Annotated in this window: 28 protein-coding genes and 1 tRNA gene; 8 read left to right on the top strand and 21 right to left on the bottom strand. The window is 62.6% G+C overall.

From position 1 onward, the window contains the following. Window positions 1–134 precede the first annotated feature (134 nt). The 13 genes from AC5XE7_RS17270 to AC5XE7_RS17210 all read right to left on the bottom strand — a co-directional run bounded on the left by AC5XE7_RS17270 (window position 135) and on the right by AC5XE7_RS17210 (window position 12236). Window positions 135–980 (bottom strand): fumarylacetoacetate hydrolase family protein, encoded by an 846-nt coding sequence (locus tag AC5XE7_RS17270; protein WP_495366991.1) that lies wholly within the window; start codon window positions 978–980, stop codon window positions 135–137. A gap of 66 nt (window positions 981–1046) precedes the next feature. Further along, window positions 1047–1790 (bottom strand): amino acid ABC transporter ATP-binding protein, encoded by a 744-nt coding sequence (locus tag AC5XE7_RS17265; RefSeq protein ID WP_495366990.1) that lies wholly within the window; start codon window positions 1788–1790, stop codon window positions 1047–1049. After that, entirely contained in the window at window positions 1787–2440 is a 654-nt protein-coding gene (locus tag AC5XE7_RS17260; protein WP_183827272.1) for an amino acid ABC transporter permease, read from the bottom strand. The genes AC5XE7_RS17265 and AC5XE7_RS17260 overlap by 4 nt, the downstream gene beginning before the upstream one ends. A gap of 161 nt (window positions 2441–2601) precedes the next feature. Further along, window positions 2602–3474, bottom strand: a complete 873-nt coding sequence (locus AC5XE7_RS17255; protein ID WP_495366989.1) for a substrate-binding periplasmic protein — start codon at window positions 3472–3474, stop codon at window positions 2602–2604. 1136 nt (window positions 3475–4610) lie between these two features. Next, a complete protein-coding gene (locus AC5XE7_RS17250; RefSeq protein WP_495366988.1) occupies window positions 4611–5303 on the bottom strand; it encodes a c-type cytochrome in 693 nt (230 codons plus the stop codon). Then, complete coding sequence (gene soxC, locus AC5XE7_RS17245) at window positions 5287–6558, bottom strand: sulfite dehydrogenase (RefSeq protein WP_495366987.1); 1272 nt, start codon at window positions 6556–6558, stop codon at window positions 5287–5289. The genes AC5XE7_RS17250 and soxC overlap by 17 nt, the downstream gene beginning before the upstream one ends. Before the next feature lie 102 nt (window positions 6559–6660). Then, window positions 6661–8361 carry a thiosulfohydrolase SoxB gene (gene soxB, locus AC5XE7_RS17240; protein WP_495366986.1) on the bottom strand — a complete coding sequence of 567 codons (1701 nt, stop codon included), beginning with the start codon at window positions 8359–8361 and terminating at the stop codon, window positions 6661–6663. 189 nt (window positions 8362–8550) lie between these two features. Further along, window positions 8551–9411, bottom strand: coding sequence for a sulfur oxidation c-type cytochrome SoxA (soxA, locus tag AC5XE7_RS17235; RefSeq protein WP_495366985.1), 861 nt, complete (start codon window positions 9409–9411; stop codon window positions 8551–8553). A 47-nt stretch (window positions 9412–9458) separates the two neighbouring features. Continuing rightward, a complete protein-coding gene (gene soxZ, locus AC5XE7_RS17230; RefSeq protein ID WP_183827257.1) occupies window positions 9459–9788 on the bottom strand; it encodes a thiosulfate oxidation carrier complex protein SoxZ in 330 nt (109 codons plus the stop codon). A gap of 43 nt (window positions 9789–9831) precedes the next feature. After that, a complete protein-coding gene (gene soxY / locus AC5XE7_RS17225) occupies window positions 9832–10287 on the bottom strand; it encodes a thiosulfate oxidation carrier protein SoxY (RefSeq protein WP_280199452.1) in 456 nt (151 codons plus the stop codon). Window positions 10288–10304: 17 nt separating this feature from the next. After that, window positions 10305–10766 (bottom strand): sulfur oxidation c-type cytochrome SoxX, encoded by a 462-nt coding sequence (soxX, locus tag AC5XE7_RS17220; protein WP_280199451.1) that lies wholly within the window; start codon window positions 10764–10766, stop codon window positions 10305–10307. A gap of 111 nt (window positions 10767–10877) precedes the next feature. Next, complete coding sequence (locus AC5XE7_RS17215; RefSeq protein WP_495366984.1) at window positions 10878–11474, bottom strand: thioredoxin family protein; 597 nt, start codon at window positions 11472–11474, stop codon at window positions 10878–10880. 27 nt (window positions 11475–11501) lie between these two features. Next, complete coding sequence (locus AC5XE7_RS17210; RefSeq protein ID WP_495366983.1) at window positions 11502–12236, bottom strand: cytochrome c biogenesis CcdA family protein; 735 nt, start codon at window positions 12234–12236, stop codon at window positions 11502–11504. Between the two features lie 107 nt (window positions 12237–12343). On the opposite strand from AC5XE7_RS17210, the gene AC5XE7_RS17205 reads away from it, so the two are divergent. The 3 genes from AC5XE7_RS17205 (at window position 12344) to AC5XE7_RS17195 (ending at window position 14337) form a co-directional block, all read left to right on the top strand. Next, window positions 12344–12718, top strand: a complete 375-nt coding sequence (locus AC5XE7_RS17205; protein ID WP_495366982.1) for a transcriptional regulator — start codon at window positions 12344–12346, stop codon at window positions 12716–12718. Between the two features lie 69 nt (window positions 12719–12787). Next, window positions 12788–13141 (top strand): ArsR/SmtB family transcription factor, encoded by a 354-nt coding sequence (locus AC5XE7_RS17200; protein ID WP_183827240.1) that lies wholly within the window; start codon window positions 12788–12790, stop codon window positions 13139–13141. A 101-nt stretch (window positions 13142–13242) separates the two neighbouring features. Further along, a complete protein-coding gene (locus AC5XE7_RS17195) occupies window positions 13243–14337 on the top strand; it encodes a YeeE/YedE family protein (protein WP_495366981.1) in 1095 nt (364 codons plus the stop codon). A 38-nt stretch (window positions 14338–14375) separates the two neighbouring features. Here AC5XE7_RS17195 and AC5XE7_RS17190 read toward each other — a convergent pair whose 3' ends face one another. Then, entirely contained in the window at window positions 14376–15314 is a 939-nt protein-coding gene (locus AC5XE7_RS17190) for an MBL fold metallo-hydrolase (protein WP_495366980.1), read from the bottom strand. Window positions 15315–15433: 119 nt separating this feature from the next. Here AC5XE7_RS17190 and AC5XE7_RS17185 point away from each other — a divergent pair, with 119 nt between their 5' ends. Then, on the top strand, window positions 15434–15904 hold the full coding sequence (locus tag AC5XE7_RS17185) for a DUF302 domain-containing protein (protein ID WP_495366979.1): 471 nt from the start codon (window positions 15434–15436) through the stop codon (window positions 15902–15904). Between the two features lie 184 nt (window positions 15905–16088). Beyond that, the gene (locus tag AC5XE7_RS17180) at window positions 16089–16451 is read left to right on the top strand and encodes a pseudoazurin (RefSeq protein WP_239801140.1); all 363 of its coding nucleotides are present in this window, start codon (window positions 16089–16091) and stop codon (window positions 16449–16451) included. Between the two features lie 74 nt (window positions 16452–16525). Here AC5XE7_RS17180 and AC5XE7_RS17175 read toward each other — a convergent pair whose 3' ends face one another. After that, on the bottom strand, window positions 16526–17389 hold the full coding sequence (locus tag AC5XE7_RS17175; protein WP_495366978.1) for a DMT family transporter: 864 nt from the start codon (window positions 17387–17389) through the stop codon (window positions 16526–16528). 106 nt (window positions 17390–17495) lie between these two features. Between AC5XE7_RS17175 and AC5XE7_RS17170 the strand changes: the two genes are divergently transcribed. Beyond that, window positions 17496–18905, top strand: a complete 1410-nt coding sequence (locus AC5XE7_RS17170) for an aminotransferase-like domain-containing protein (protein WP_495366977.1) — start codon at window positions 17496–17498, stop codon at window positions 18903–18905. 104 nt (window positions 18906–19009) lie between these two features. Here the strand turns inward: AC5XE7_RS17170 and ocd are convergent, their stop codons facing one another. Both ocd and rocF read right to left on the bottom strand, forming a co-directional pair. Further along, entirely contained in the window at window positions 19010–20068 is a 1059-nt protein-coding gene (gene ocd, locus AC5XE7_RS17165) for an ornithine cyclodeaminase (RefSeq protein ID WP_495366976.1), read from the bottom strand. Next, entirely contained in the window at window positions 20069–20986 is a 918-nt protein-coding gene (gene rocF / locus AC5XE7_RS17160; RefSeq protein WP_495366975.1) for an arginase, read from the bottom strand. A gap of 129 nt (window positions 20987–21115) precedes the next feature. On the opposite strand from rocF, the gene AC5XE7_RS17155 reads away from it, so the two are divergent. Continuing rightward, window positions 21116–21553 carry an Lrp/AsnC family transcriptional regulator gene (locus AC5XE7_RS17155; RefSeq protein ID WP_495366974.1) on the top strand — a complete coding sequence of 146 codons (438 nt, stop codon included), beginning with the start codon at window positions 21116–21118 and terminating at the stop codon, window positions 21551–21553. A 48-nt stretch (window positions 21554–21601) separates the two neighbouring features. Here AC5XE7_RS17155 and AC5XE7_RS17150 read toward each other — a convergent pair whose 3' ends face one another. Both AC5XE7_RS17150 and AC5XE7_RS17145 read right to left on the bottom strand, forming a co-directional pair. Beyond that, a complete protein-coding gene (locus tag AC5XE7_RS17150; RefSeq protein ID WP_495366973.1) occupies window positions 21602–21790 on the bottom strand; it encodes a hypothetical protein in 189 nt (62 codons plus the stop codon). A gap of 175 nt (window positions 21791–21965) precedes the next feature. Continuing rightward, a tRNA-Thr gene (locus AC5XE7_RS17145) sits at window positions 21966–22041 on the bottom strand. Between the two features lie 316 nt (window positions 22042–22357). Here AC5XE7_RS17145 and AC5XE7_RS17140 point away from each other — a divergent pair. After that, window positions 22358–23323 carry a hypothetical protein gene (locus AC5XE7_RS17140; RefSeq protein ID WP_495366972.1) on the top strand — a complete coding sequence of 322 codons (966 nt, stop codon included), beginning with the start codon at window positions 22358–22360 and terminating at the stop codon, window positions 23321–23323. A 122-nt stretch (window positions 23324–23445) separates the two neighbouring features. On the opposite strand, the gene AC5XE7_RS17135 is transcribed toward AC5XE7_RS17140, so the two are convergent. Together AC5XE7_RS17135 and AC5XE7_RS17130 are read right to left on the bottom strand one after the other, a co-directional pair. Continuing rightward, a complete protein-coding gene (locus AC5XE7_RS17135; protein ID WP_495366971.1) occupies window positions 23446–25050 on the bottom strand; it encodes a cisplatin damage response ATP-dependent DNA ligase in 1605 nt (534 codons plus the stop codon). Between the two features lie 5 nt (window positions 25051–25055). After that, window positions 25056–26066: a ligase-associated DNA damage response exonuclease gene (locus AC5XE7_RS17130; RefSeq protein WP_495366970.1), complete on the bottom strand. Its 1011-nt coding sequence runs from the start codon at window positions 26064–26066 to the stop codon at window positions 25056–25058. Between the last annotated feature and the right edge of the window lie 58 nt (window positions 26067–26124).

The raw sequence follows: 26124 nt of genomic DNA, 5'->3' as shown, positions 1-26124 counted from the left end.
CCCCGTGCCACAACGGGAAGTACGGCGATATGCGCGCCATCTGGCACTCGCTCAGCAGAAACAAATCACCCATCACGGCCTCCTTCAGCAAAGACCGTGAATCACAGATCAAACCAAATTAATAGGTCCTGAGCCTAGGCGTCCGCCTTCACATTCTGCTTCTGCGTGCCCAGCCCTTCGATGCCGAGTTCCACAACATCGCCGGCCCTGAGAAAACGCTGCGGCTTCATGCCCATGCCGACGCCCGGTGGCGTGCCTGTCGAAATGATGTCGCCCGGCATCAGGCTCATGAACTGGCTCAGATACGAAACCAGATAGGCCACCTGATAGACCATGGTTCTGGTCGAGCCGTTCTGCATCGTCTCGCCGTTCACCTTCAGCCACATGCCAAGCTGCTGCGGATCGGCGATCTCATCCTTCGTCACCATCCACGGTCCGATCGGCCCGAAGGTGTCGCAGCTCTTGCCCTTGGTCCACTGACCCTGACGCTCGTTCTGGAAAGCGCGCTCGGACACGTCGTGCGCGACGCAATAGCCCGCCACATAATCCAGCGCCTCGGCTTCGGAGACGTATTTCGCCTTGCGGCCGATGACGATGCCAAGCTCGACTTCCCAGTCGGTCTTTTCGGAACCGCGCGGGATCAGCACATCGTCATCGGGACCGACAATGGCGGACGAGGCCTTCATGAAAACCACCGGCTCGGACGGCACGGCCAGGCCCGCTTCTGCGGCATGGTCGGCATAGTTGAGGCCGATGCAGATGAACTTGCCGACATTGGCAACGCAAGGTCCGATACGCGGCGATCCCGCGACCGCAGGCAGGGTCTGCGGGTCCAGCTTCGCCAGCTCTGCCAGCGCGGCGGGGTCGAGCGCAGCGCCCCCGATATCGGTCACATGTGCCGACAGGTCACGGATCCCGCCCTCAGCATCGAGCAGGCCGGGCTTTTCAGCGCCCGGCTCTCCATAGCGCAACAATTTCATGAAATATCCTCTCCACAGCGCCCGTTCCGGGCTTCTTGTCAACCCATGACGCCGGAGCGTCGCTGGTCAGGTGGTCTGTTCCAGAACAGCCGTCAGGAACTTCCTGAGCCGCTCGCTCTTCGGCCGGGTGAAAATCTCCTCCGGTGGTCCGACCTCGACCACGACCCCACCATCCATGAACACGACCCTGTCCGCGAATTCGCGGGCAAAGCGCATTTCATGGGTAACGAGTAGCATGGTCATGCCCTGACGCGCCAGATCGCGCACCACATCGAGAACCTCGCCGACCAGCTCGGGATCGAGCGCTGAGGTAATCTCATCAAGCAGCAGAAGCCGCGGCTGCATGGCAAGGCAGCGCGCAATGGCCACACGCTGCTTCTGCCCGCCGGAAAGCTGCTTTGGGAAGGAACCCGCCTTCTCCAGCATGCCCACCTTTTCCAGAAGCCGGCGCGCTTCAGCCTCGGCCTGATCGCGCTTGATCCTGCGCACATGAACCGGCGCTTCCATCACATTGGCAAGAGCCGTCATATGCGGAAACAGATTGAACTGCTGGAACACCATGCCCATGCGCGTGCGCAGCTGGTTGATGTCGGTGCGCGCATCGATGCGGTTTCCCTCGAAGAGCACATTGCCGCCGGTCGGGGTTTCCAGCCGGTTCAGGCAGCGCAGCAGCGTGCTCTTGCCCGAGCCGCTCGGCCCGATGATGGCAATGCTCTCGCCCTCTTCGACCTTCAGGTCCACGCCGCGCAGAACGCTGAGCTGGCCGAAGGCCATCTCAAGCCCCTGCAGTTCGAGTATGGTCTTGCTCATCGGGAAGCCCTGCGCTTTTCAAGAGCCTTCGCAAACCCGGACAGGGGAAGGCAGATCGCCAGATAGAGAACGGCCGCCATCGAATAGATGGCCATGCTGCGGTACGACTGGCTGGATGCATCGTAGGATCGGTACATGATCTCCGGAACCGAAATGGTCAGCGCCAGCGACGTGTCCTTGATCATGGAAATGACGAAGTTGGTGAAGGGCGGCAGCACGATCACCGCCGCCTGCGGCAGGATGATGCGGCGCATCGCCAGCGGGGTGGACATGCCAAGGCTGCGGGCGGCCTCGAACTGCCCGGTATCCACCGCCTCGATGCCGGCGCGAAAGATTTCCGCCGCATAGGCGCCGCCGACCAGCGACAGGGTGATGGACGCCGCAGTGAACGGATCCAGCCGCAGGCCGAACGAGGTCAGGCCGAAATAGATGATGAAGAGCTGCAGCAGCGCCGGCGTGGCACGGATCAGCTCGATGTAGATGCTGGCAACGATGCGCAGCAGACGCAGATTGGCGAGCTTGGCGAAGGTCGTGAGAAGACCCAGCGCCACGCTGCCCAGCAGCGCCACGATCGTCAGCTGGATCGTGATCGACGCGCCCTTGGCCACGTAGGGAAAATAGGTTTGCACAAGCTGGAGATAATCGCTCATCGATTTCCAATCCGGGAGACAGGAGCCCCGACGCCTGCGCGCCGGGAACCTTGTTCATGAGATGCGGGGCATTTGCGCCTCTACGGGAAGAGCGAAATGCGCCTGCTCTTTGATGAAAGCAATTCGGAATGCCGAATTGCGGGCACTTCTGCCTGAACCGCTCAGAACTTGCCGGTCAGGTAGGACGGATTGCTGAGGCCGTATTTTTCCATGATCTGCTTGTCGACGCCGGCGGCCTTGAGCTTCTCCGTGGCGGCATCGAACGCCTGGATCAGGCCCGCGGTTCCGTTCTTGGAGAAGACGTAGTAGTTGCCGGGCAGCGTCTCGCTGTTGAGATATTCCGGCGCCAGATACTCGACGACCTTGAAGTCATAATCCGGGTTCTGCTGGGCAGCGTAGTCGAATGTGTAGCCCCACCAGACCGCCGCATCGAGACGACCGGCCTTGAGATCCATCAGCATCGGATCGGCGGCATCGTACTTGCGGATATCGGAAATGCCGTAGCGCTTCTGCAGCTCGGCAGCCTCGATTTCCTGCGCGGAGCCGCGCACGGTGCCGATCACCTTGTCCTTGAGGTCTTCAACCGTGGCCACGCCGCCTTCCGAGCGGGTGAGCAGCACGTCGATGCCGTACCAGTAAGGTGCGGAGGCATATGCCATCACCTTTTCGCGCTCAGCGGTGCGGTAGAGACCGGAAATCACGTCGATACGGCCGGAATCGAGGGCCGGGGCCAGCGCCGAGTGAACCAGCACGACCGGATCGACCTCAACGCCGATCTCTTCCGCCACGGCCTTGGTGAAGTCTGCCGCGATGCCTTTCCATTCGCCGGTGCTGATGTCGATCCAGGTTTCCGGCGGAATGCTGAAGGTGCCGACGCGGATGAAACCGCGCTTTTTGATGTCTGCCAGCAGATCGGCGTCCTGCGCAAAGGCAAGGCTGGTGCCGGCGGTGAGGCCCGCACCGGCAGAAGCCGCAGCCAGACCGAAAGTTGCGCCCGCACGCATGAACCCGCGGCGCGTCATCCCATTGATCATCTCAAGTCTCCATTGTCGTTTTTGTAGGAAGGACTGACACTTGCCGGCGCGGGTCCTCCATACCCAACCCACGCCATTACTTCACACTGCACTCCCCCACCACGCTCCGGAGAGCCTGACGGGAAATCTTTCATTCAATGCCTCGTCCGCCATCCGGTGCGGAACGCTCTGGCGCCGGGAACCGCCCTTCTTCACGCGAGAGAATTGACGAGCTTTTCCGTGATCCCGATGTTGGTGTCGGCGCAATCGAGCGAGATCGGGACCTGCCTTGTGACCGCCGGGAAATGGAACACGCCATTTCGATCAGCGCACGACGACAGGCGAGACGCCCGGGCGGATGATGGCGATCACCGCCTCATCGACTTCCGGGTTGCCATGGCCAAACAGTTGCGAGGGCGTGATCACTCGGTTCAGCGACATCGTTCCACCAGCATTGTACTGGCGCCGACGATCAACGGTGCTCGCAAGGTCTGCCGACATAACTCCCCTTTCGCCGATATGCGATGCAGGCGGCTTTTAGCACCTGTTCACAGCGCGTCCGCTTCTTATCCCGGCAATCTAGGTGAGTTAAGTTTAACGTTAAGTTAAGTGGGTTATTCGCAGGATTCGGCCATAAACGTCATCCCGGCCGAATTTTCCACGAAATACACACCATCGAGGACGGCCTGGTGGGCAAACGCGATGAAGGCAGATTTTCTCCATTCCATATTATAGGACAGGGATCGAAAATCTTCCGGATGGAATGGACATGTACGGACTTCATTCCCGTTCCGGACATGATTTCAGGCCTGAAGGCGACGCATGGAAAAAGGAAAGATCATGGCGCAATGAGCAGCGACGGGAAGACGAGGAGCCCGATGCCTTCACCGCTCTTGGGGCGGAAGGAAAAGCTTCGTTCCCGTGCGATGTCAGAGCGACTGCCTTGCCGCACCTGTGCCAAATGATGGCAGCACAGTTTCAGGCAAGAGCAGATTTCCTTTGCCCAAAAGAAACGGCGCCGCCGGCAAAAGCCGGCAGCGCCGTCGAAGCAAGCTGCCCATATTGGCAGCACGAAGACTGGAGAACCGAAATGGCGGTCCTTCTCTCCGGGCCGGAATTCCCGCCTCTTTCAGCCGCATTCCTGCGGCATCAGCTGCTCAGTCGATGCCGCCTTGCGGGGCGCTGTCATCGGCATTTTCCGGCGTCACATCCAGCACCGCCGCATGCATTCTGACCTCCGCCTTGCCCGGCTTGCAATCGCTCATGCAGGGATCCGACTTGTCGGCATAATGCGGCTCGCTCTCGCGATCGTCTTCGATGAAATTATCCGCATTGGGCAATTTGATCGACGTGAAGTTTTCCTTCGACAGCTCGAAGTCCTCATCATCGACGATATCGTTGAGATAGAGGAGGTAAGCCGTCAGCGCGTAGACATCGTCATCGGAAAGAGACCGCGCATTGCCGAACGGCATGGCGCGACGCACGTAATCATAGACGGTCGACAGATGGGGCCAGTAAGAGCCGATGGTCTTTTCGGGCCGTTCGTTCTCCAGCGTGCCCTGCCCGCCGGCCAGAACCGGCCAGCGATCCACCGCCTCACCGAAATCGCCATGACAGGAAGCGCAGTTCTCGTCATAGATCGCCATGCCTTCGGCTGCGGTGCCGCGTCCTTCCGGAAGGCCCAGACCATCGGGGCGCACGTCGATATCCCATGCAGCCACTTCTTCCGGCGTGGCCTCGCGGCCAATGCCGAATTTTCCGGCTGCCGGCGCGTCCTGCGCGGCCAGGGAAATCGATGCGGGAGCCACCAGCAGCGCGACGGCCAGAACAAGCTCAGGAAATCTCGACATTCTCGACCACTCCCTCGCCGTCGACATGCCAGGTCTGGATGCCGTTGTTGTGATAGATGGAATTCGGGCCGCGCACCGAGCGCAGCTGCTCCTTGGTGGGCTGGATGAAGCCCTTGTCATCGATGGCGCGCGACTGCAGGAACAGCTCCGAACCGTCCCAGTCGAACTCATAGTAGAAGCGATGCAAGGCCATGGGCAGGCTCGGCCCGTCGATGCGCGCCGCGTGCCAGTTGCGGCCGCCATCGATGGACACGTCCACCCGGCTGATCGCACCATTGCCCGACCAGGCCAGCCCGGAAAGCACCATGGCGCCCTTGCCGTGCGTGATCGGGGCCTGCGGGCTCGGATTGGTGATCACCGACTTCACGTCCATCACCCATGTGTGACGACGCGCCTTGCCGTTGGCGAGCAGGTCCGTGTATTTCGAGGTTTCCTCGCGCTGCTCCCACGGCTCATCGCCCACTTCGAGGCGGCGCAGCCACTTGATCCACATATTGCCTTCCCAGCCGGGCACCACGAGACGGATCGGATAGCCCTGCTCGGGACGCAATGCCTCGCCATTCATGGCGAAGGCGACCATGCAGTCGTCCAGCGCCTTCTCCATCGGGATCGAGCGGGTCATGGCCGACGCGTCGGCGCCCTCGGCCAGAAGCCACTTGCCTGCCGTCTTCACGCCGGCTTCCTCAAGCAGATATTTGAGGCGCACGCCGGTATAGGCGACGCAATGGATCATGCCATGGGTGAACTGGCAGCCGTTGAGCTGTGCGCCGCGCCATTCCATGCCGGAATTGGCTGCGCATTCGAGGAAGAAGATCCGGTTTTCACGCGGGAAGCGCTTCAGATCCGCCATGGTGAAAACCAGCTGCCGATCCACCAGACCGTTGATCATCAGCCGGTGCGATCCGGGCTCGATCTCGGCAATGCCGGCATGGTGACGCTCGAAGCACAGGCCGTTCGGCGTGATGATGCCATCCAGTTCATGCAGCGGCGTGAAATTGATCGACGAGATGGAATCGGAGGTCAGCCACGGCACGTTCTTGCGCACCACATGCGCCTCGAACTGGGAGGGCTGACCGTAAGGGCGCGCATCGACGCCATCGCCGGGATAGCGGTTCCAGTCCTGGATCTCGGTGATGACCTCCTCGCCTTCCGAAGCACGGGCAAGACCCGTGCCCGCCAGAACGGCAGCACCCATCAGTCCGCCAGTGAGGAAGCCGCGCCGCGATGGCGACAGCACCTGCTGCCGTTCAGCCATGATGTCCTCCAGACAATTCTTTCATCAATTCTAACATATGAATTTTTCTATGTATAGAACAGCAAGAAAGCCGGCGTAAAGCCGGCTCGCTGCGGATTGCGCTTACTGGATGACTTTTACGGTCCGCTCATCCGCAACGGACACCGTGCCCTTGCCGGAAATGTAGCTTTCCATGAGGTCGTAGATGGCGGGACCTTCGGTGCCTTCGTTGACGGAGGCCCAGCCCCCGACGACATAGGTCGCATCCGGCTCGATCGCCTCGCCGGTGGCGGCGAGCTTCATGTCGGAAATGCGGTTGCCGATCTTCCCGCCCACCGTGCAGGTGTATGTCATGCCGCCGACGCGCACCATGTCGCCGCCCTGCTGCAGGAAGGGGTCGGGGTTGAAGAGGTTGTCGCAGACATCCTCCAGCACCTCCTTGAGCTGCGCGCCGGTCATCTCGTTGCGATAGACGGCCGGATAGCTCATCGAGGTCTCGGTATAGAGATCGTCGATGGTGATGTCCTGACCCGGCAGCAGGGTCGTGCCCCAGCGGAAGCCCGGCGACAGCGCGATCTGCGTGTCCCGCTCTTCCATGATACCCCTGCAGATGAGATCGTCCCACGTGCCGTTGAAGTTGCCCCGGCGATAGAGCAGCGAGTCGGTCTTGCCGATGACGCGGCCAAGCTCGTCCTTGTAAGGATCACGAAATTCCGCAATCTTTGCCGCCATTTCGGCGTCAGGAGCGATCACGTCTGAGAACACCGGAATCAGCTTCGAGCTGTAGCCGGTCACCTTGCCATCGGACACTTCCAGATCGATGCGGCCGAGATACTTGCCGTGCGAACCGGACGACATGACGAGCGTGTCCTCCACCTGCAAGGCAACCGGCACGGCATCATGGGTATGGCCGGTGAGGATGACATCGATACCCTTGACCACGCTGCACAGCTTGCGATCGACGTCGAAGCCATTGTGCGAGATCAGCACGACGATCTCGGCACCGGCTTCGCGGGCGGCGTCGACATTGGCCTGAAGCACATCCGGGCGGATGCCGAACGACCATTTGGGGAACATCCAGCGCGGATTGGCGATCGGCGTGTAGGGCATTGCCTGACCGATCACCGCCACCTGCACGCCGCCCCGCTCGAACATGGCGGTGTTGTCGAAGGCCGGCTCGTCCCACTCCGCATCGAAGATGTTGGAGGCGAGGAACGGGTAGCCCATGCTTTCGATGATTTCGAGAAAACGGTCTTCGCCGAAGGTGAACTCCCAGTGGCCGGTCATGGCATCCGGCTTCAGGAGCTTCATGCAGTCGACCATATCCTGACCGTTGGTCTTCAGCGAGGTGTAAGACCCCTGCCACGTGTCACCGCCATCGAGGAACAGAACCTTGTCGTCACCACGCTCGGCGCGGATCGCCTTGACCAGCGTGGCGGTGCGGTCGAGGCCACCGAGCCGGCCGTAAGCACGGGCAAGATCGACATAGTCGAGGAAGGTGTGCGCATAGGCAAGCGGACTGCCGGCATCAATGCCGAACTCCTTCAGGAAAGCCTCTCCGACCAGATGCGGTGGGATGCCCGCATAGTCGCCCACCCCGATATTGGTATCCGGCGGGCGGAAATAGATCGGCATCAGCTGGGCATGAACGTCGGTGAAATGCAGCAGCGTCACCTGCCCCTTTGTATCGAAACTCAGCAGGTCATCCTGCGTCAGCTTCTGCTGGGCAAGCGCGCGGGTGGGATTCGACAGATAGCCGGCAGCGCCGAGCGCCATGCCGGCATTGGCTGCGAACTGAAAGAAATCCCGACGGGTATAGGTCATGCTTGCCTCTTCAGGGCGTTGAGCCCGGAAAGTGTTCTGGGGCAATTCCGCGTTTCTCCGAAGCGCCGAAATGCTCCAACCCTTTGTTTTGATGCAATTCCGAACGCCAAACCGCTGCGTATTTCTGCCGGAATTGCTTCAGCCGGCCGGAACGCCCGGCCGGGCTGCGTGTCATCGCTGACGTCGTGCTTACTGCCGGACGGCGGGCGTCTCGACCGACAGGCCGGTTCCGCGCCACGTCACGTAGACCTCCAGCGCCATCAGATCGTCGGAGAAGGCATCCGGCATTTCGGCGCGCGTGTCCTTGATGCAGCCGCGCAGGCGGTCATGCAGCGAGATCACCTTGCCGTCGCGGAAGCGGTAGGTCGGGAAGCCGTTGGCCTGCCCCTGGCTGAGGTGGTCGGCACGGATATATTTGCCCATCGAGGCCTCGTGGCACGATGCACAGGCAAAATTGAGCTGCCCCATGCGGGTGTAGTAGTTCTCCTTGCCCTTATCCCACCAGCTCTGCATCTGGCCCTCGGCCAGATCGATCTTCACCGGCATGCCCAGCGACTGGTGTTTGATATAGGCGGCGAGCGCAATCTGGTCGGGATGGTCGAACTTGTAGGGCTCCGCCTCCATGTTTTCGACCCTGCACTTGTTGATCTGCAGTTCCAGATTGACGGGTTTGCCGGAGGCCGCATCCCATTTCGGGAAACGCGCGCCCACGCCCTTCATGCTCTCCGCCGCTTCATCGTGGCAGGAGGAACAGGACTTGCCCGCCGCACCCTCGACCGTGTCCCAGACATCGGCGCCGCGCTCGACGGTGAGCATGCCCGGATTGGCAAAGGAATCGGCTTCCGTCTCGCGCGTCTCCGCCTCGCGGAACAGCCAGCCCGACAGCACCTCATCGAAGGGATGCCCCTCCGGAGCGGGGGCGCGGGTGATCATTTCCACGCCGTCGATCTCCAGCTCCTCATCAACCGGATCGGCCCAGGCAGCCCCAACCACCAATGCCGCAACACCTGCACAAAGAGCGGACAATGCCGCAATGGAACGTGTGCTCACCCTCGTCCTCCCCCGCTGGCGCGCGGCATATCAGCCGCGCATCTGGCTCAGGCCACTTCGATTGTCTGCTCGTCGGTGTAGACCGATCCGTCGTCATCGACCCATGTCAGCTTGAAGGTGCCGCTTTCGTTGACCTTCGCGCTGAACTCGAAATAGGGATTGGCCGAAATGGCCGGATCGATGTCGCACGAGAACACCGGCTGACCGTTGAACTCGCAGGTAAATTTGTTGATGATCTTGCGCGGGATGACATTGCCATCCTTATCCTTGCGCTGACCCGATTCCATTTCATGGCTGATCAGAGTCTTGAGCACGACGATCTCGCCGGCCTTGGCCTTCTTCGGAATCTTCACGCGGGGCTTGGGAGCTGCAGACATTTCTTTTCCTTCAAATCAGAACCAGAGGGGATGAAAGCACCGATCAGCCGCCGCAGCCGCCGATCGTCACCTTCACTTCCTTCCTGTCCATGTAGACCGACCCGTCGGCCATCTTCGCCACCGCGATGACGTTCTGGGTCTTGGCCAGACGCATACGGGTGGTTGCGGCCGCCTTGCCGCTCATCGCGGTGAAGGCGAAGGTCGCCACATCGGCGCTCGGATTGCCGTCAGCCAGGATCAGCACCTGATCGACCATGTCGTCGCCTTCCATCGCGCTCTCGACCTCGACCGAGATCGGCACCGTGTTGCCATTCTCGGCAATCTCCGGCGCGGTGAGCGTGATCTTGCCGCTCTGCGGCTCCTTGCCGCCGGCAAAGTCCGCAATCAGCTTGCCGACCTCTTCAGGCGCAGCAAGCGCCCGCCCGGGCAGAAACTGAAATGCGGGCACGACGGCCGCGCCTGCGGCCAGTGCGAGTACATGACGCCTGCTGAGAGCCATGCTTGTCTCCTTCCTGTTCATTCCTTGAGCGTCGCCAGATAGGCGACCACATCCTCGACCTGCTGCGCGGTCAGTATCGTTTTTCCGACAAGATCCTTGCGGACATCCTTGCCCAGATTCAGGCTATAAAAGCCCGGCATCATCGTTTCATCCGAAAACACCTGCTTGGCATCGACGACGATGGCGCGCAGCTCTTCCGGCGACCAGCGATCCGCCACCCCATCGAGCGCCGGCGCAACATCGCCGTGGAACTGCTCCTTCGTCAAAGCAGATACGGCATGGCAGGCGAGGCAATTGCCGAGACCGCGATTGGCGAGCGCCTTGGCGCCCTCTTCCGGGTTACCCGGCGCACCGGTCAGCGATGTGGCGACCGCCATGTCCTCGAAAGCCACATCGGCCGGCGCGATCTCGCCAGCCCGCGCCATTCCGGCAACGGCGCAAACGGCAACAGCAGCGATAGCGGTGAGCGTCCGCCTCATTCGGCCTTCTCCTCCAACCCGCGATCCGCAAAGGGCGAACCGCTCCTCCTGACGTAACGATAATCCGGCCTTACCGGCCAATCAATCAAAAAATATGAATTTGTGAATATATCACTCTTCATCCCCAAGCCGGCCTTCGGCGCGCAGCTCGTTTATGATGCGCGCATGATATTGCTGGAAGTGCTCGTCGCGCTCGTAGCCCTTCTCCCTCACCCAGCGGAACATGTTGAGAAAGGTCCATTTCCCGAAGGCGCCGGGCATGGTGGCCACAGCGGCTTCCGCCACCGTCTTGCCTTCCGGTGCTTCCTCCGGAAGAAACACGATGGTCGGCGTGAATACGTAGCCCCACCGGCGCGCGGCGGTTTTTTCCGTCAGCGTCTCGCCATCCAGATCGGTGACCTCCTCGTCGCCGAACATGTTGTACTGCACGACCATGAAATTCGCCGAAATGTAATCGCGCACTTCAGGGTCGGAGAGAATCTTCTCGTGCATCTGCGCGCAATAGATGCAGCCGCGCTGCTCGAAGGTGAGAGCCAGCCGCTTGCCCTCGGCCTTCGCCTGCGCGATGTCGTCGGCAATGTCGCGGAAGGTGATGGTGAACCACGCCTCCTTGTGCAGGCCATCATCGCCCACTTCCGCCGCATGCAGCGCCTGTGAAAAAGCAAGCGCCATCAGCAGGGTGACGGCGCGGGCCAGAAGCTTGTGCATGTTTTCTCCTCCTAACCGATGGTCTGGCTAACCGATGGTCTGGAATGCCGGAAAGGTTTCCAGAAGCCAGTACGAAATCGCCGACATCTGGCCGGTGATGAACAATATGCCGGTGATCACCAGCAGGCCGCCCATTGCCATCTCGACCTTGCGCATGTGCTTTTTGAAACGCGCGGCCCAGCCAAGGAAACGGCTGGCGAAGATGGCGGCGAGCAGGAAGGGGATGCCGATGCCCAGCGAATAGGCGCCGAGCAGGGCCGCACCCCGCAGTGCGGTGCCCTCGCTGCCGGCAATGAACAGAATGGCGGCCAGAACCGGCCCGACGCAGGGCGTCCAGCCAAAGGCGAAGGCCAGTCCGATCACATAGGCGCCCAGCGGCCCGGCCGGCTTGCGGTCCACCTGTACGCGCGCCTCGCGATAGAGCATGCCGATGCGGAACACGCCCAGAAAATGCAGCCCCATGATGATGATCAGAATGCCCGCGACGATCGCCAGCGTATCGAAATACTGGGCGATGGTCTTGCCGATGACGCTTGCGGTTGCACCGAGCGCGATGAATACCGTGGCAAAGCCGAGCACGAAGGCGAAAGCGGCAATGATCACCCGCCTGCGCTGCTCAGCACCCGGCGCCTCGTCGCGCAGTTCATCGAAGCTCACACCGGCCAGCCAGGCCAGATAAGGCGGAACGATCGGCAGGACGCAGGGGGACACAAATGACAACAGCCCCGCCAGCAATGCGGCGCCCACGCTTACATCCAGCATTTTCCCTCCCGGATCGCAGATTCGGCCTTGCGTCAGTCTGGCCTATTGAATTCATACAATGCTATATTTCTATATTAAACAAGGGCCGACGTTGTGCGAGGACACCTATGATCAGTTTCAGGGCGTTGCTGAAATTCGCGCCTGTCTTGTTTTTCCTCGGATTTTCGCCTGCATCCGCGGCCGAATTGCTGATGATGGAGCAGCCGGGCTGCGCATGGTGCGCGCGCTTCGATGCCGAGATCGCCCCGGCCTGGCCAAAGACCGAGGAAGGCCGCCGCGCGCCGCTCCGGCGCGTCGACATCACCCGCCCGTGGCCGGAAGATCTCAGGCATGTGCAAAAGGAGCGTTTCACTCCGACCTTTGTCCTGATGGACAACGGCAAGGAAATCGGGCGTATCCGGGGCTATGTGGGCGATGAGTTTTTCTGGTATCGTGTCGGCGAACTTCTTGCCCTGTTGCCGAAAGACCAGCCGATAAAGTAACAGACCTCAAGATATGCAAATGTGCGGCGCACAAATGCGCGGCCTCAACTGCGGATGGTCAGTGACGTTATGAGCTTGCCGAAAATCCAGGACGCCCAGACGCCGGAAGATTTCAACGAGCTGCTGGCGCAGGCGCGTGAAGCCAGCGAGTTGCTGAAGGCCCTTGCCCATGAAGGCCGGCTTCTGATCCTGTGCCTGCTGGCGGAAGGCGAAAAGTCGGTGTCCGAACTGGAGGAGGCCATGCGCCTGCCGCAGGCCGCCGTTTCGCAGCAGCTTGCGCGCCTGCGCTTCGACCGGCTGGTAAACACCCGCCGCGAAGGCCGGGTGATCTACTATTCGATCGCCAGCAAGGAAGTGTCCTCGGTCATCGAAACGCTGTACAATCTTTTCTGTGCTCCGGTGAGGCGCCCGAAAGGCGACTGACCCCGACCAGCCGCTAACGGGAGAGCGCGGCGGCACGGATACCAGCCAGAGACCGGACCGCCGCCGACGCGTATCCGGTCTTCAGCCAGAGGGAGGGAAACATGAATATCGCCACCCATCCATGGTTCCTTGCCTTTGCCGGGCTCGGGGCCGGCATTCTGCTCGGCTTCGTGGCCCGCGCCAATCATTTCTGTACCATGTCTGCGCTGGAGCGCATGTGGTACGCCGACGACAGCCGCGGCGTTCGCACATGGATGCTGGCCGCCGCCACCGCCATGATCGCCACCCAGTCGCTGCAGGCGCTCGGCATGGTCGATACGCAATCGAGCTTCTACATCCATTCCAGTTTCGCCTGGGTGGGCGCCATAGCAGGCGGGCTGGCCTTCGGCATCGGCATGGCGCTGGTGGGCACATGCAGCTTCGGCGCGCTCGTGCGGCTGGGCGGCGGCAGCCTGCGCTCCCTGATCGTGCTGATCGTTCTGGGTCTCGCGGCGATGTCGGCGCAGAAAGGTCTGGTCGCGCAGGCGCGCGTCGCGCTTTCGGACAATCACGCCATCGACCTGTCGGAAATGGGCGGCCAGTCGATCGGTGCGCTGGCCTCATGGTGGTCGGGACATGACCTGACCCTCACCATCGCGCTCGTCGCCGGCCTCGCCATGCTCTGCTGGATATTCAGCGAACGCCGTTATCGCAGCCACACGGGCTCGATCCTGACCGGCCTCACCATCGGCCTGATCATCACCTTCGGCTGGTGGGCCACGACCTATGCGAGCGAACACTCCTTCGAGGTGGTGCAGATCGAGGCCGGATCCTTCGTGGTGCCGGTCGCAGACACCATCCTCCAGGCCATTACCTTCACCGGCGTCGTGCCGGATTACGGCGTCGGCCTTGTGCTGGGCGTGATCGGCGGCGCTGCGGCCTGCGCCGCGTGGAAGCGCGACGTGCGCTGGGAAGCCTGCGACGACGCCCGCGAGCTTGGCCGCCACATTGCCGGCGGTGCGCTGATGGGCTTTGGCGGCGTCTTCGCCATGGGCTGCACCATCGGTCAGGGCGTTACCGGCGTTTCGGCCCTCGCCATATCGGCGCCGCTGGTGCTGGCCTCCATCTTTCTCGGCGCGAAGCTCGGGCTCGCCTATCTGATCGAAGGCTCGCCGCTCGGCGCATTCCGCGCCATGGATCGCCAGCCTGCCGAATAGGGCTAGGGCACGCCGCCCGAAGCTACCGTTTTCGGGCGTCAGGCGGCCACGTAGACGAAAGCCCCTCCGCGCCGCTCGACAATGCCCGCACCCGGATGCGGAAAGTGGAAGCCGATGGCTCTCGCCTTGTCGCCCGCCAGCCTGTCCAGCAGCGCTGCCCGGCTCTTCGCACCCAATGCGGGGTCCTGATCGCTGGCGGTCGGCCACTCGGGATGTGCGAAGGCGACCGTGTCGTTGCCGATGGCATCGCCGACGATCAGCACCGGCTCCGGCCCATGGACCATGAACGACAGATGCCCCGGCGTATGACCGGGCGTCTCCACCGCCTCGATGCCCGGCAAAACCTCATCCCCGTCTCCGATGAATTTCACGCGACCGTCGAGCGCCGCAAAACGGTTCTGCGCGCCGACCACGAAGGTCTGCCGGTCCTCCGGCATCTGCGTCATGGCATCGGACGAGGACCAGAACTCCCATTCCCTGGCCCCGATATGATAATCCGCATCCGCGAACACCAGTTCGTCGAAGTCGTCGGTCAGACCCCATATATGGTCGGGATGGGCGTGGGTGATCACGACATCGGTCACGTCGCCGGGAGCAACGCCTGCCGCCTCCAGCGAATCCAGCAGCTTTCCCGTGCTGGACATGAAGTTCGGCCCCGCGCCCACATCGAAGATGGCGAGCCGATCCCCCGTGCGCACAAGCGTGACGTTGCAATCGGGCCGCATCGCATCGGTCGGCTGCCCGTATTCCTCCAGCAGCTTCACCAGCTCTTCCTGCGGCGCATCGGGAAAAATGAGGCCGAGCGGCAAGGTCATCATGCCGTCGCTGACGACGGTCAGCTCGGCGCTGCCGGTGGAAAGAGTTTGCGCGAAGGCACTTGCAAAGGGAAAAGCAACAGTGCCACCAAGCAAGGCAGCCGCTCCGCCAAGAAAGTGCCTGCGGTCCGGTCCGCTTCTGCGGGACGACATGGTGGGCATATGCCAATCTCCTTCTATGCAAACATTTTATTTTTTGCATATTATGGAGAAGCAGGCTAGCCTTGCATGGCGGATTGCAGCCTCATGCAATTCGGGGTTGGGACCCGAGGAGGAATTATATGCTTATGCCAAAAGGTGTCGGCGCAGCCCTGCTTGCGCTGGGATTGGCCGGTGCCGTTATGAGCCCTGACGCGCGGGCGCAGGACGGTGTCCACACTGTCACGACGGATACGGCTTTCACGCAGGTGATCGCCGATCTCGAAGACGCCATCGTCAATCGCGGCTATGTCGTGGACTATCACGGCCATATCGGCGACATGCTGGAACGCACCGCCGCAGACGTGGGTGGCAGGAAGCTTTATCGCAATGCGGAGTTCCTGCAGTTCTGCTCCGCCGTGGTGTCGCGCAACGCCATGGAAGCCGACATCGCCAACATCGCCTTCTGCCCCTATATCGTTTTCGCCTATGAGGCGGAAACGAAACCCGGCGAGGTCGTCATCGGCTTCCGCGAATTGCCGACAGGTCCCGGCCGGGATGAAGTCAACACGCTCCTCACCGAAATCGTCGATCAGGCGGCAAATGGTCTCTGAGGCTTTTTCGCCGCTTGACCCCGAAACCGAATATTGGAACGCATGGACGCGGAAGTGCAGTCCCGGCGCGCTCCATGTCCTTGTTTTTACTGGAGGTACTATCTTGAAGACGTTTTTTGCCGCTGCTGTGGCCATCAGTCTTGCGCTGCCTGTTTCCGCCCTTGCGGCGGACCATGAGGTAAAGATGCTGAACAAGGCCTCGGATGGCACGGCGATGATGTTCGAGCCGCTCGTGGTCAGGGCCGCGCCGGGCGACACCATCACCTTCATCCCCACCGACAAGAGCCACAATTCGGCCAGCATGAAGGATGGCCTGCCCGAGGGCGCCGAAACCTGGAAAGGCAAGACCAACGAGCAGATCACCGTCACGGTGGGACCGGAAGGTGTCTACATGTATCAGTGCACGCCGCACTTCGGCATGGGCATGATCGGCGCTGTCGTCGTCGGGCAGCCGACGAACCTCGATGCAGTGAAGGGGCTGAAATATCCCGGCAAGGCCAAGAAGACGGCCGAGCGGATTTTCGCCGAGATCGAAGCCGGCTCCTGAGGCTTTTCATGTGGCCCGCATCACGCTGTGCGTGCGGGCCACACCACTCTGCGGAACAGTCGTCTGTTCCGAAACTATCTGGCGAACTTTCTTGCGCCTGCGACGCAGGCGACAATGGCGACGGTCACGACAATCATGGCCGCATTGACCTCTTCGTGCAGCAGCAGCGCCGCCAGCGCCAGCCCGAAGAAGGGCTGCAGGAGCTGAAGCTGGCCGACCGCCGCGATGCCGCCCAGCGCCAGGCCGCGATACCAGAAGACGAACCCGATCAGCATCGAGAACAGCGACACATAGGCAAGCCCGATCCATGCCGGGCCGCCGATGCCGGCGAGCGTAGCCGGACTGGTGATCAGGGCAACGAGCGCCATGACAGGAAGCGACAGCACCAGCGCCCATGAGATGACCTGCCAGCCGCCAAGCTTGCGCGACAGCCTGCCGCCTTCCGCATAGCCCAGCCCGCACACGATGACCGCGGCGAGCATCAGCGCATCGCCAAGCGGTGCCGCCGACACGCCCTGCGAGATGGCGAAGCCCACGACCAGTGCGCTGCCCAGACAAGAGAACGCCCAGAAGGCAGGGCGCGGACGTTCACCGCCGCGCAGCACGCCGAAGATGGCGGTGGCCAGCGGCAACAGGCCGATGAACACGATGGAATGGGCCGAGGTCATATGCTGCAGGGCGATCGCCGTCAGCAGCGGAAAGCCGACCACAACACCGAGCGAGACGATGACGAGCGACACAAGGTCGTCGCGATCCGGCCGGCGCTCGCGCAGCGCCACCAGCAGCGCCAGCGCGATCAGGCCGGCTATGGTGCCGCGCGCGGCCGTCAGGAAGAGAGGATCGAAATCGGCAACGGCCACGCGCGTGGCCGGCAGGGATCCCGAAAAGATCAGAACCCCCAGAAATCCGCTCAGCCATCCGGTCGTCGTCTTGTCCATGTCCATCACCTGCCGTTTCCGTTGCTATCGGCCGGGAGGGCATGGTTTTTCCAGATACAGTGCAGTACGGTTTTACCAAACTGTATTGGTCTGAAGGGCAGTACGAATGGGAACCGCTTCCTCCCGGCAAGTTGCCGCTCAGGGCAAGACACTGATCGGCACAGTGATGGCCTCGATCCGCCGGCGCATCGCATCGCGCGGCCTGACGCCGGGTGCCCGCCTGCCCTCGATCCGTGCGCTCGCCACCACCATGCGCGTGTCGAAATCGACGGTGGTGGAGGCTTATGAACGGCTGGCGGCTGAAGGGCTCATCCGCGCGCGGCCGGGCTCTGGCTATTATGTGAGCGCGCCCATGGCGCCGCTTTCGCTGGCCGAGATCGGCCCGAGGCTCGACCGGGAGGTCGATCCCCTGTGGATCTCGCGCCAGTCGCTGGATGCGGGTGACACCGTACTGAAGCCGGGCTGCGGCTGGCTGCCGGCCTCATGGATGCCGCATGAGGCGATCCGGCGCGGCCTGCGGACGGCATCGCGCGGGGCCGATGCAACGCTTGCCGACTACGGCACGCCGCTTGGCCTGCGGCCCCTGCGCGAATTGCTGGCGCGGCGCATGGGCGCGCATGGCATACACGCTTCGCCCGAACAGGTGATGCTGAGCGAATCCGGCACGCAGACCCTCGACCTTATCTGCCGCTACCTGCTCGAACCGGGCAATGCGGTGGTGGTCGACGACCCCTGCTATTTCAATTTCCATGCCCTGCTGCGCGCCCATCGGGCCAAGGTGGTGAGCGTGCCCTACGGGCCGGATGGCCCAGACATCGCGAAATTCGCGGCTGTGCTGGAAGAACACCGGCCACGGCTCTACCTGACCAACAGCGGCATTCACAATCCGACCGGCGCCACCCTTTCGCCGGTGACGGCCCACCGCCTGCTCAAGCTGGCCGACCAGCATGAGCTTATCATCGTCGAGGACGATATCTTCGCCGATTTCGAGGTCTCTCCCGCACCCCGGCTCGCCGCTTTCGACGGGCTGGAGCGGGTCATCGCCACAGGAAGTTTTTCGAAAACCCTGTCTGCCTCGGTGCGCTGCGGCTATGTGGCGGCAAGACCGGACTGGCTGGAAGGGTTGGTCGATCTCAAGATCGCCACCAGCTTCGGCGGCAGCCATTTCGCCGAGGCGCTGGTGCTGAACCTTCTGATCGACGGCAGCTACCGCAAGCATCTGGAAGCGTTGCGTGTGAAACTCGCGCGCTCGATGGCCGAAACGGCCGGACGGCTGGAAGCGATCGGCATCAGGCCGTGGCTGATGCCGCAGGCCGGCATGTTCCTGTGGTGTCACCTGCCGGAAGGCGTGGATGCGGGCAATGTCGCCCGGCAGGCGCTGGCCGAGGGCATCGTGCTGGCGCCCGGAAACGCCTTCAGCCTGTCGCAGACCGCCCATGGCTTCATGCGCTTCAACGTCGCCCAGTCGGGCGACGAGCGGATTTACCGCAGCCTCGAAGCCGCCATGCGCGGCTAGAGCATCGGACCGAAAAGTGGAATCCGGTTTTCGGCTATACCGATGCTCTATCAATAATTCAGATCGTCCTTTGTGCGTCCGAATGGACGCACGGCGATCTGAATTCAGTGCGCGGCAGGAGCTGCCGGCGAACGCATCAGCATGCCGAACAGATCGCGCGGATCGTCCGGATCGGCGATCAGGTCGAGCGCTTCCAGCGCATCGCCATCCACCGTCAGATCATAGACGTAGCGCAGCGCGGAGAAATCCTCGATGGCAAAGCCTACCGAATCGAACAGGGTGATCTGGCGCTCGTCGCGGCGGCCCTGAACATGACCGGCGATCACATCCCACAATTCGATGACGGGATGATCCGGACCAAGCTGCTGGATCTCGCCCTCGATGCGGGTCTGCGGCGGAAACTCCACGAAAATGTCGGAGCGCCGCAGGATGTCGCCATGGATCTCGGTCTTGCCGGGGCAATCGCCGCCCACCGCGTTGATGTGGACGCCGGGGCCGACCATGTTGTCGGTGAGGATCGTCGCATATTGCTTGTCGGCAGTAGCGGTGGTGATGATCGAGGCGCCCTCGACAGCCTCGGCTGCCGCACCGAAGATCTCGATCGAAGCAAAGCCGTGCCGCGCCAGATTGCCGGCGCATTTGCGCGATGCAGCCGGGTCGATGTCGTAGAGGCGAAGCTTGTCCACGCCAAGCAGCGCCTTGAAGGCGAGCGCCTGAAACTCGGACTGCGCGCCATTGCCGATCAGGGCCATGGTCCTGCCGCCCTTCGGCACCAGATATTTGCCGGCGAGTGCCGACATGGCGGCGGTGCGCAGCGCGGTCAGCATCGTCATTTCCGACAAAAGCACCGGATAGCCGGTCGCCACATCCGCCAGCAGCCCGAACGCCGTCACGGTCTGGAGGCCGTCGCGCGTGTTCTTGGGATGGCCGTTGACATATTTGAAGCCATAGAGCTTGCCATCGCTTGTGGGCATCAGTTCGATGACGCCATCCACGCTGTGCGACGCGATGCGCGGCGTCTTGTCAAAGCTCTGCCAGCGGCGGAAGTCTTCCTCGATATAGCCGGCGAGTTCGGTCAGAAATCGTTCGATGCCCACCGAATGCACCAGCCGCATCATGCGGTCGACGCTGACGAACGGCACCACGTTCAGTTGCTTGTCCATTCAGGCTGCCCTCCTCTTGCCCGTTATCGTCTTGCCGAGCAGGCTGCTCACCAGTTCGATGGCGAGCCCTGCCGTGCGGCCACGCTCGTCGAGCGTGGGATTGAGTTCGACCACATCAAGGCTGGCGACCAGTCCGCTCTCATGCAGCATCTCCATCGCCAGATGGGCCTCGCGGAAGGTGGCGCCGCCCTGAACCGGCGTGCCAACACCCGGCGCCAGCGGCGGATCGAGGAAATCCACGTCGAAGGAGACATGCAGCAGGCCATTTGCCGCGCGCACTTCATCGAGGAAGGCTTCAAGTAGCGGCGCGATGCCCTTGCGGTCGATGGTGCTCATGTCATAGGCGCGCACCGGCGAATTGGCCAATGCCTCACGCTCAGCCTTGTCGACGCTGCGCAGTCCCAGAATGCAGACCCGCTCCTGCGCCAGCGGCGCCGCAAGCGGCGGGAAGTAGCCTTCAAAGCCCGGCAGGCCGCACAGATAGGCCAGCGGCACGCCATGCAGATTGCCGCTGGTGGTAGTGTCCAGCGTGTGGAAATCGGAATGGGCATCCATCCAAAGGACGAAAAGCGGACGGCCCTCTTCGGCGGCGCGGCGGGCGATGCCCGACACCGAGCCGGCCGAAATGCTGTGGTCGCCGCCAATGAAGATCGGGAAGCCGTCGGCGCTGGCCTCATAAGCCATGTTGGCGGTCGCCTCGATCCAGGCGCTGATTTCGGGCAGATGTTTCAGATTGTTGGCATGGGCCGGCACGGGGTGCGGTGCGGGCGTGGGCACGGCGCCAAGATCGGTCACGTGATGGCCAAGCTCGCCAAGCGCGGCTGCCAGACCGGCACCCTTCAGCGCCTCGGGGCCCAGCGCACATCCGGGAACGGGTTGTCCCTGTTCGACCGGTACGGAAATCAGTTTGCAGTTCATGGCCGTTCCTCAAGCTCTTTGCAGGGCAAGGAAACTCCATTCTCCCGGCACTTGGAAGCAGCCAGATTGCCTAATTCGCGCGTGTAACTTACCTATATGGTCAGACTGATTGATCGAAATGAGCAGCAAATGGACGCAATCGACCAACGGCTTATCACCATATTGCGCCATGACGGGCGGCGCAGCCTTTCCGATCTGGCGACGGAGCTCGGGCTCACCCGCGCCACGGTGCGCGCACGGCTGGAGCGGCTGAAGAAAAGCGGCGAGATCATCGGCTTCACCGTCATCCTGCGTTCCGATGCCATCGACCTGCCGGTGCGCGGCATCATGATGATCGAGATCGGCGGGCACAGCGCCGATGCCGTCATCAAGATGCTGAACGGCTTTTCGGAAGTGAGCGCCATCCACACCACCAACGGCAAATGGGATCTGGTGGTGGAACTCGGCACCTCTGACCTGATCGCCTTCGATCAGGTGCTGCGTCGCATCAGGCTGATTGCCGGAATAACCAATTCGGAGACCAGCCTGCTGCTGGCCACGCCGCGCAGCGTCAAGGCAAGGCTTTAGAAGAAGGTACGGAACACGGGCGGATCGTTAAGCGGACGAACTTCCCGTTCAGGAAGCTTCTGCCAGCTTCCGCTCCAGATCGTAAATCACCTGCCGCAGCGCACCGCAGGCCTCAAGGTCCAGCCGGATCGTCACCCTGTCACCACCATCACTCTCAAACAGGACCTCGCCGAAAACCGGAGTTTCCTCCCGCGGCGAGATGATTCTGATCGTTGAGGGGACTAATGGCGTGGTCATGGTTCGACCCAGCTACCCGACTTTCATGACAGTTATATTGCAGTGCCCGGCAGCGTCTCCACCATCTCGGGAGCCGGCAGTTCCTGAACCATCGCAAGCCAGCCGCAACATCACGCGGCGCAAGCAGCCTGACTGGCTGCGACCTGCCGTATGATGCGAATCTGATAGAGAGTAGTGGTGCCGCTTGCGTGACTCGAACACGCGACCCCATCATTACGAATGATGTGCTCTACCAACTGAGCTAAAGCGGCCCGGGAGGACCAGCCTCCGAGAATGCGGGCGTGATAGCTGCAAGCCTGCGCAAATTCAAGATGCCAATGCAATTTCGGAGACGATTGTCGATGATAATTGCCCCGCAGCCCGGTTCCGGTTTCACAAACCCGCCCTCATCAGCCTGTTCATAGCTGATTACGTAGGCCTGCGACGTTGATTGATCGGCATTCTGCGGGTAACCATCAGCATAGTGTAAAGCAGCGTACAGAGGATTCCGGCTTGGACCCGATCGAAAAAGCGATTCGGAATGCCCTGGAAAAAGGCGATTCCACAGACCGGGCCTTTCGAGAAAAGGTGTATCGGTCGGCCTTTTCCGCGCTCGACCGGGCCCTGAAGGCCAATCCGAATGTGACGGTGGAATCGGCCATCAACCGCCGCAAGGCGATGACGGCCAGAATCGCCGAGATCGAAGCGGAGTTCCTGCCCGCACCCGCGGCTGCCGGAAATCCGGCCGGAGCAGACGCCGTCCCCGGCGTAGAGGCGCCGGGCCATCACGGCGGCTCCGCCTCCGATGCGCACATATTGCCGGTCGTGCCCGACATCATGCCCGATGCGCCCTTGCCGCGCACCATGGAGCCGGAGCCCGACATCGCGCCGCGCCGGCGGCGGCCGCGCAGGCGCGGACTGCCTGCCCTGTTCGCCGCACTGACCGTGCTTGCCGTCGTCGCCCTTGGCGCATGGTGGCTGCTGCAATCAGGCGCTCTGCGGACGCCCGAGCAGCGCGGCGAAGTGCCGGTGCCGCCGGCAACGGTCGAGGACGAGGATTTCAGCCCCTCCGGCGGGGCCACGGCGCCACTGCGCACGGGCGAGAACGGCTTCTCGGGCGAATGGATCACCGTCTTCACGCCGCTCGACCCGACAACGGTGTCCACCCCCTCTGACGCCAAAGCCGATGTCATGGAAGATGACAGCGGCACCTACCTGCGGGTGCGCTCGGGCAGTTCTGGCTCCGCCGTATCCTTCGATGTCGGACAGGGCATACTGGACGAGGTCGCCGGTACGCGCGCTGTCTTCGTCATCGTCGCGCGCGGCGAAGGCGGCACGGCAACGCAGGTTTCCATCGACTGCAATTTCGGCGAACTCGGTGATTGTGGACGCAAGCGCTACGACGTGAAGGGCGACCGCGGAGAATATCTGTTCGACGTGCAGTTCCCGGACAAGCGCGCGGGGGCTGCCGGCACCATCGCCATCACCTCCGACGTGGAAAACCAGGGCCGGTCGGTCGATATCTACGAAATCCGCGTTTCGGTAGCGGAGTAGCCGCAGCCGGCTTCGAGACTGAAACTTGAGCGACAGCCGGATCAGGTCCGGGCGGCCGCGTCATCTGCTTGCTTCGCTGCATTTGTGCGCCCTCCGGTGAGTCGACCTGACTGCGAAATGCCCTATCCGTCCAGCAGGCGTCTGAGCGTTTCGATGCGGTCGGCTTCCGCTGCCGGCTTGTCCCAGCGCAGGCGCGAGACACGCGGAAACCGCATCGCCACACCCGACTTGTGGCGGCTGGAACGGTTCAGCCCCTCGAACGCCACTTCCAGCACCAGCCCGCTCTGCCGGTCGGCGCGCACGGCGCGCACCGGGCCGAAGCGCTCGACCGTGTTGTCGCGCACATATTTGTCGATGCGGCGCAGTTCCTCATCGGTGAAGCCGAAATAGGCCTTGCCCACCGGCACCAGTTCCTCCTCGCCTTCCGGCCCTGCCCAGACGCCGAACGTGTAGTCGGAATAGAAGGAGGATCGCTTGCCGTGGCCGCGCTGCGCATACATCAGCACGGCGTCGACCGTGTGCGGATCGCGCTTCCACTTGAACCACGGGCCCTTCGGCCGGCCAGCCAGATAGGGCGCGTCCCAGCGCTTCAGCATCACGCCTTCGATGATCGGGTGCGGCGGTGCGGTGCGAAGCCCTTCGAGCTGTTCCCAGCCCCCGAAGGCGACCAGAGGCGAGAGGTCGAATCGGGCTGGGTCAAGCGTCGCCACAAAATCCTCCAGCCGGGCGCGGCGCTCGCGAAACGGCAGGGCGCGCAGATCCTCGCCGCCCAGTTGCAGAAGATCATAGCAGCGCACGAAGGCCGGATAGTTCTGCATGATCTTTGACGAGACCGTCTTGCGGTTCAGCCGCTGCTGAAGGTCCGAGAAGGTGCCGGTGGCGGCCGGCTGGCCGACCAGAAGCTCCCCGTCGATGACGGCCTCGAAATCGAGCGCATCGGACAGATCGGGAAAGGCGCGCGAGACATCGTCGCCGGTGCGCGAATAGAGCCGCCGCACGCCGCCCTCCGACGACACCTGCACGCGAATGCCGTCCCATTTCCATTCTGCCGCATAATCCGCCGGATCGAGCTTTTCGAGATCGCCGTCGCCGACCGGATTGGCCAGCATGACCGGCCGGAACAGCGCGAAAGCCGCCCGCTCGGGCTTCGGCGCGCGCCCTTCCAGCCATGCGAACAGGTCCGTATAGGGCGGCTCAAGCCCATGCCACAGTTCCTCGATCTCGGCCACATCGACAGGACCAATATCTGCGAGAGCCTGTTTGGCGAGACGGGCCGACACGCCGATGCGCAGGCCGCCGGTGACGAGCTTGATGATGGCGAAGCGCGCGGCTATGTCGGACCTGTCGAGAAGATCGGCCAGAACACGCGGCCCGTCGGAGCGGCTGGCTCCTTGCAGCTTTGCCACAACTTCGGCCAGCGTCATGCGCGTGGCGGATGCAGCATCCGCATCGTTCCGGGCAGACCACACCAGCGAAACCGTCTCGGCCAAATCGCCGACATAGTCGTAGGAATAGCCGAACAGGACCGGGTCCATGCGCTCGGCCACGAGGGCGCGCAGCATGGCGGGCTTTATCGCCGCGATGGACAGGTCGCCGGTGATCGCGGCCAGCGCCAGTCCGCGATCCGGATCTTCCGTCTCGCGGAAATAATCGGTCAGCAATTTGAGCTTGCCGTTGCGCGACGGCGTCAGCACCAGCCGGTCGAGAAGTTCGGCAAAGCGGTTCATGCCGGTCAGTCCCCCTCGTCCTCGTAGCCGACCAGATGCAGCGGGCGGGCGCTGATGCCCTGCAATTCGCACCAGCGCACCAGCGCTTCCTCGCGGCCATGCGTGACCCACACCTCTCCGGCCCCCGTGCCGGTGATGGTGTCGCACAGCTCGTCCCAGTCGCAATGGTCGGAGATGATGAGCGGCAGTTCCACGCCGCGCTGCTTCGCGCGCTGGCGGATGCGCATCCAGCCGGACGCGAAGCAGGACATGGGGTCGGGAAAACGCCGCGCCCAGCGATCGGCGAAAGCCGAGGGCGGGCCGATGACCACGGCCCCGGCGAAGTCGCCCTTGCGGCCAGCCTCCACCGTCGCCGGTTCCAGAGGACCGAGATCGATGCCCTCGGCCTGATAATAGGCGCTGAGCTTCGCCAGCGCGCCATGGATGTGGATCGGCCGGTCGTAGCCGGCCTGCCGCAACTCCTTCATCACGCGCTGCGCCTTGCCGAGCGCATAGGCGCCAACCAGATGAGCACGCTCGGGAAACTGCGCCACCGATTTCAGCAGCCTGCCGATTTCCTCCTGCGCCGGGGGATGACGGAAAACCGGCAGCGCGAAAGTGGCCTCGGTGATGAACACATCGCAGGGCACGAGTTCGAACGGCGCGCAGGTCTTGTCCGGCACGCGCTTGTAGTCGCCGGAAGCGACGATGCGCAGGCCGTCCTTTTCCACCGCGATCTGGGCCGAGCCCAGCACATGGCCTGCCGGATAAAAGGTGACGGACACGCCGCCGACATCGATGGTTTCGCCCAGCGCCGCCGCCTGCCGGGCGCCGGCGAAATTCTCGCCATAGCGCAGCGCCATGATGTCGAGGGTCTGGCGCGTGGCCAGAACTTTCGCATGGCCCGAACGCGCATGATCGGAATGGCCATGGGTGATCAGCGCGCGGCCGACCGGACGCACCGGGTCGATGAAGAAATCGCCAGGAGGGCAATAGAGCCCTTCGGGGCGGGGCTGGAGCAGATCGCTGGGACGCATGGCTCTCAGATAGGTCGTTTTGACGGCATGGAAAGGTCGCACTGTGCCTGCGACTGGC

The organism is Aquamicrobium sp. YD-1-mutant5 (genome assembly GCF_059509755.1).
Note: the sequence above shows the minus strand (reverse complement) of the source record. Positions and strands in the feature narration are given on the sequence as shown.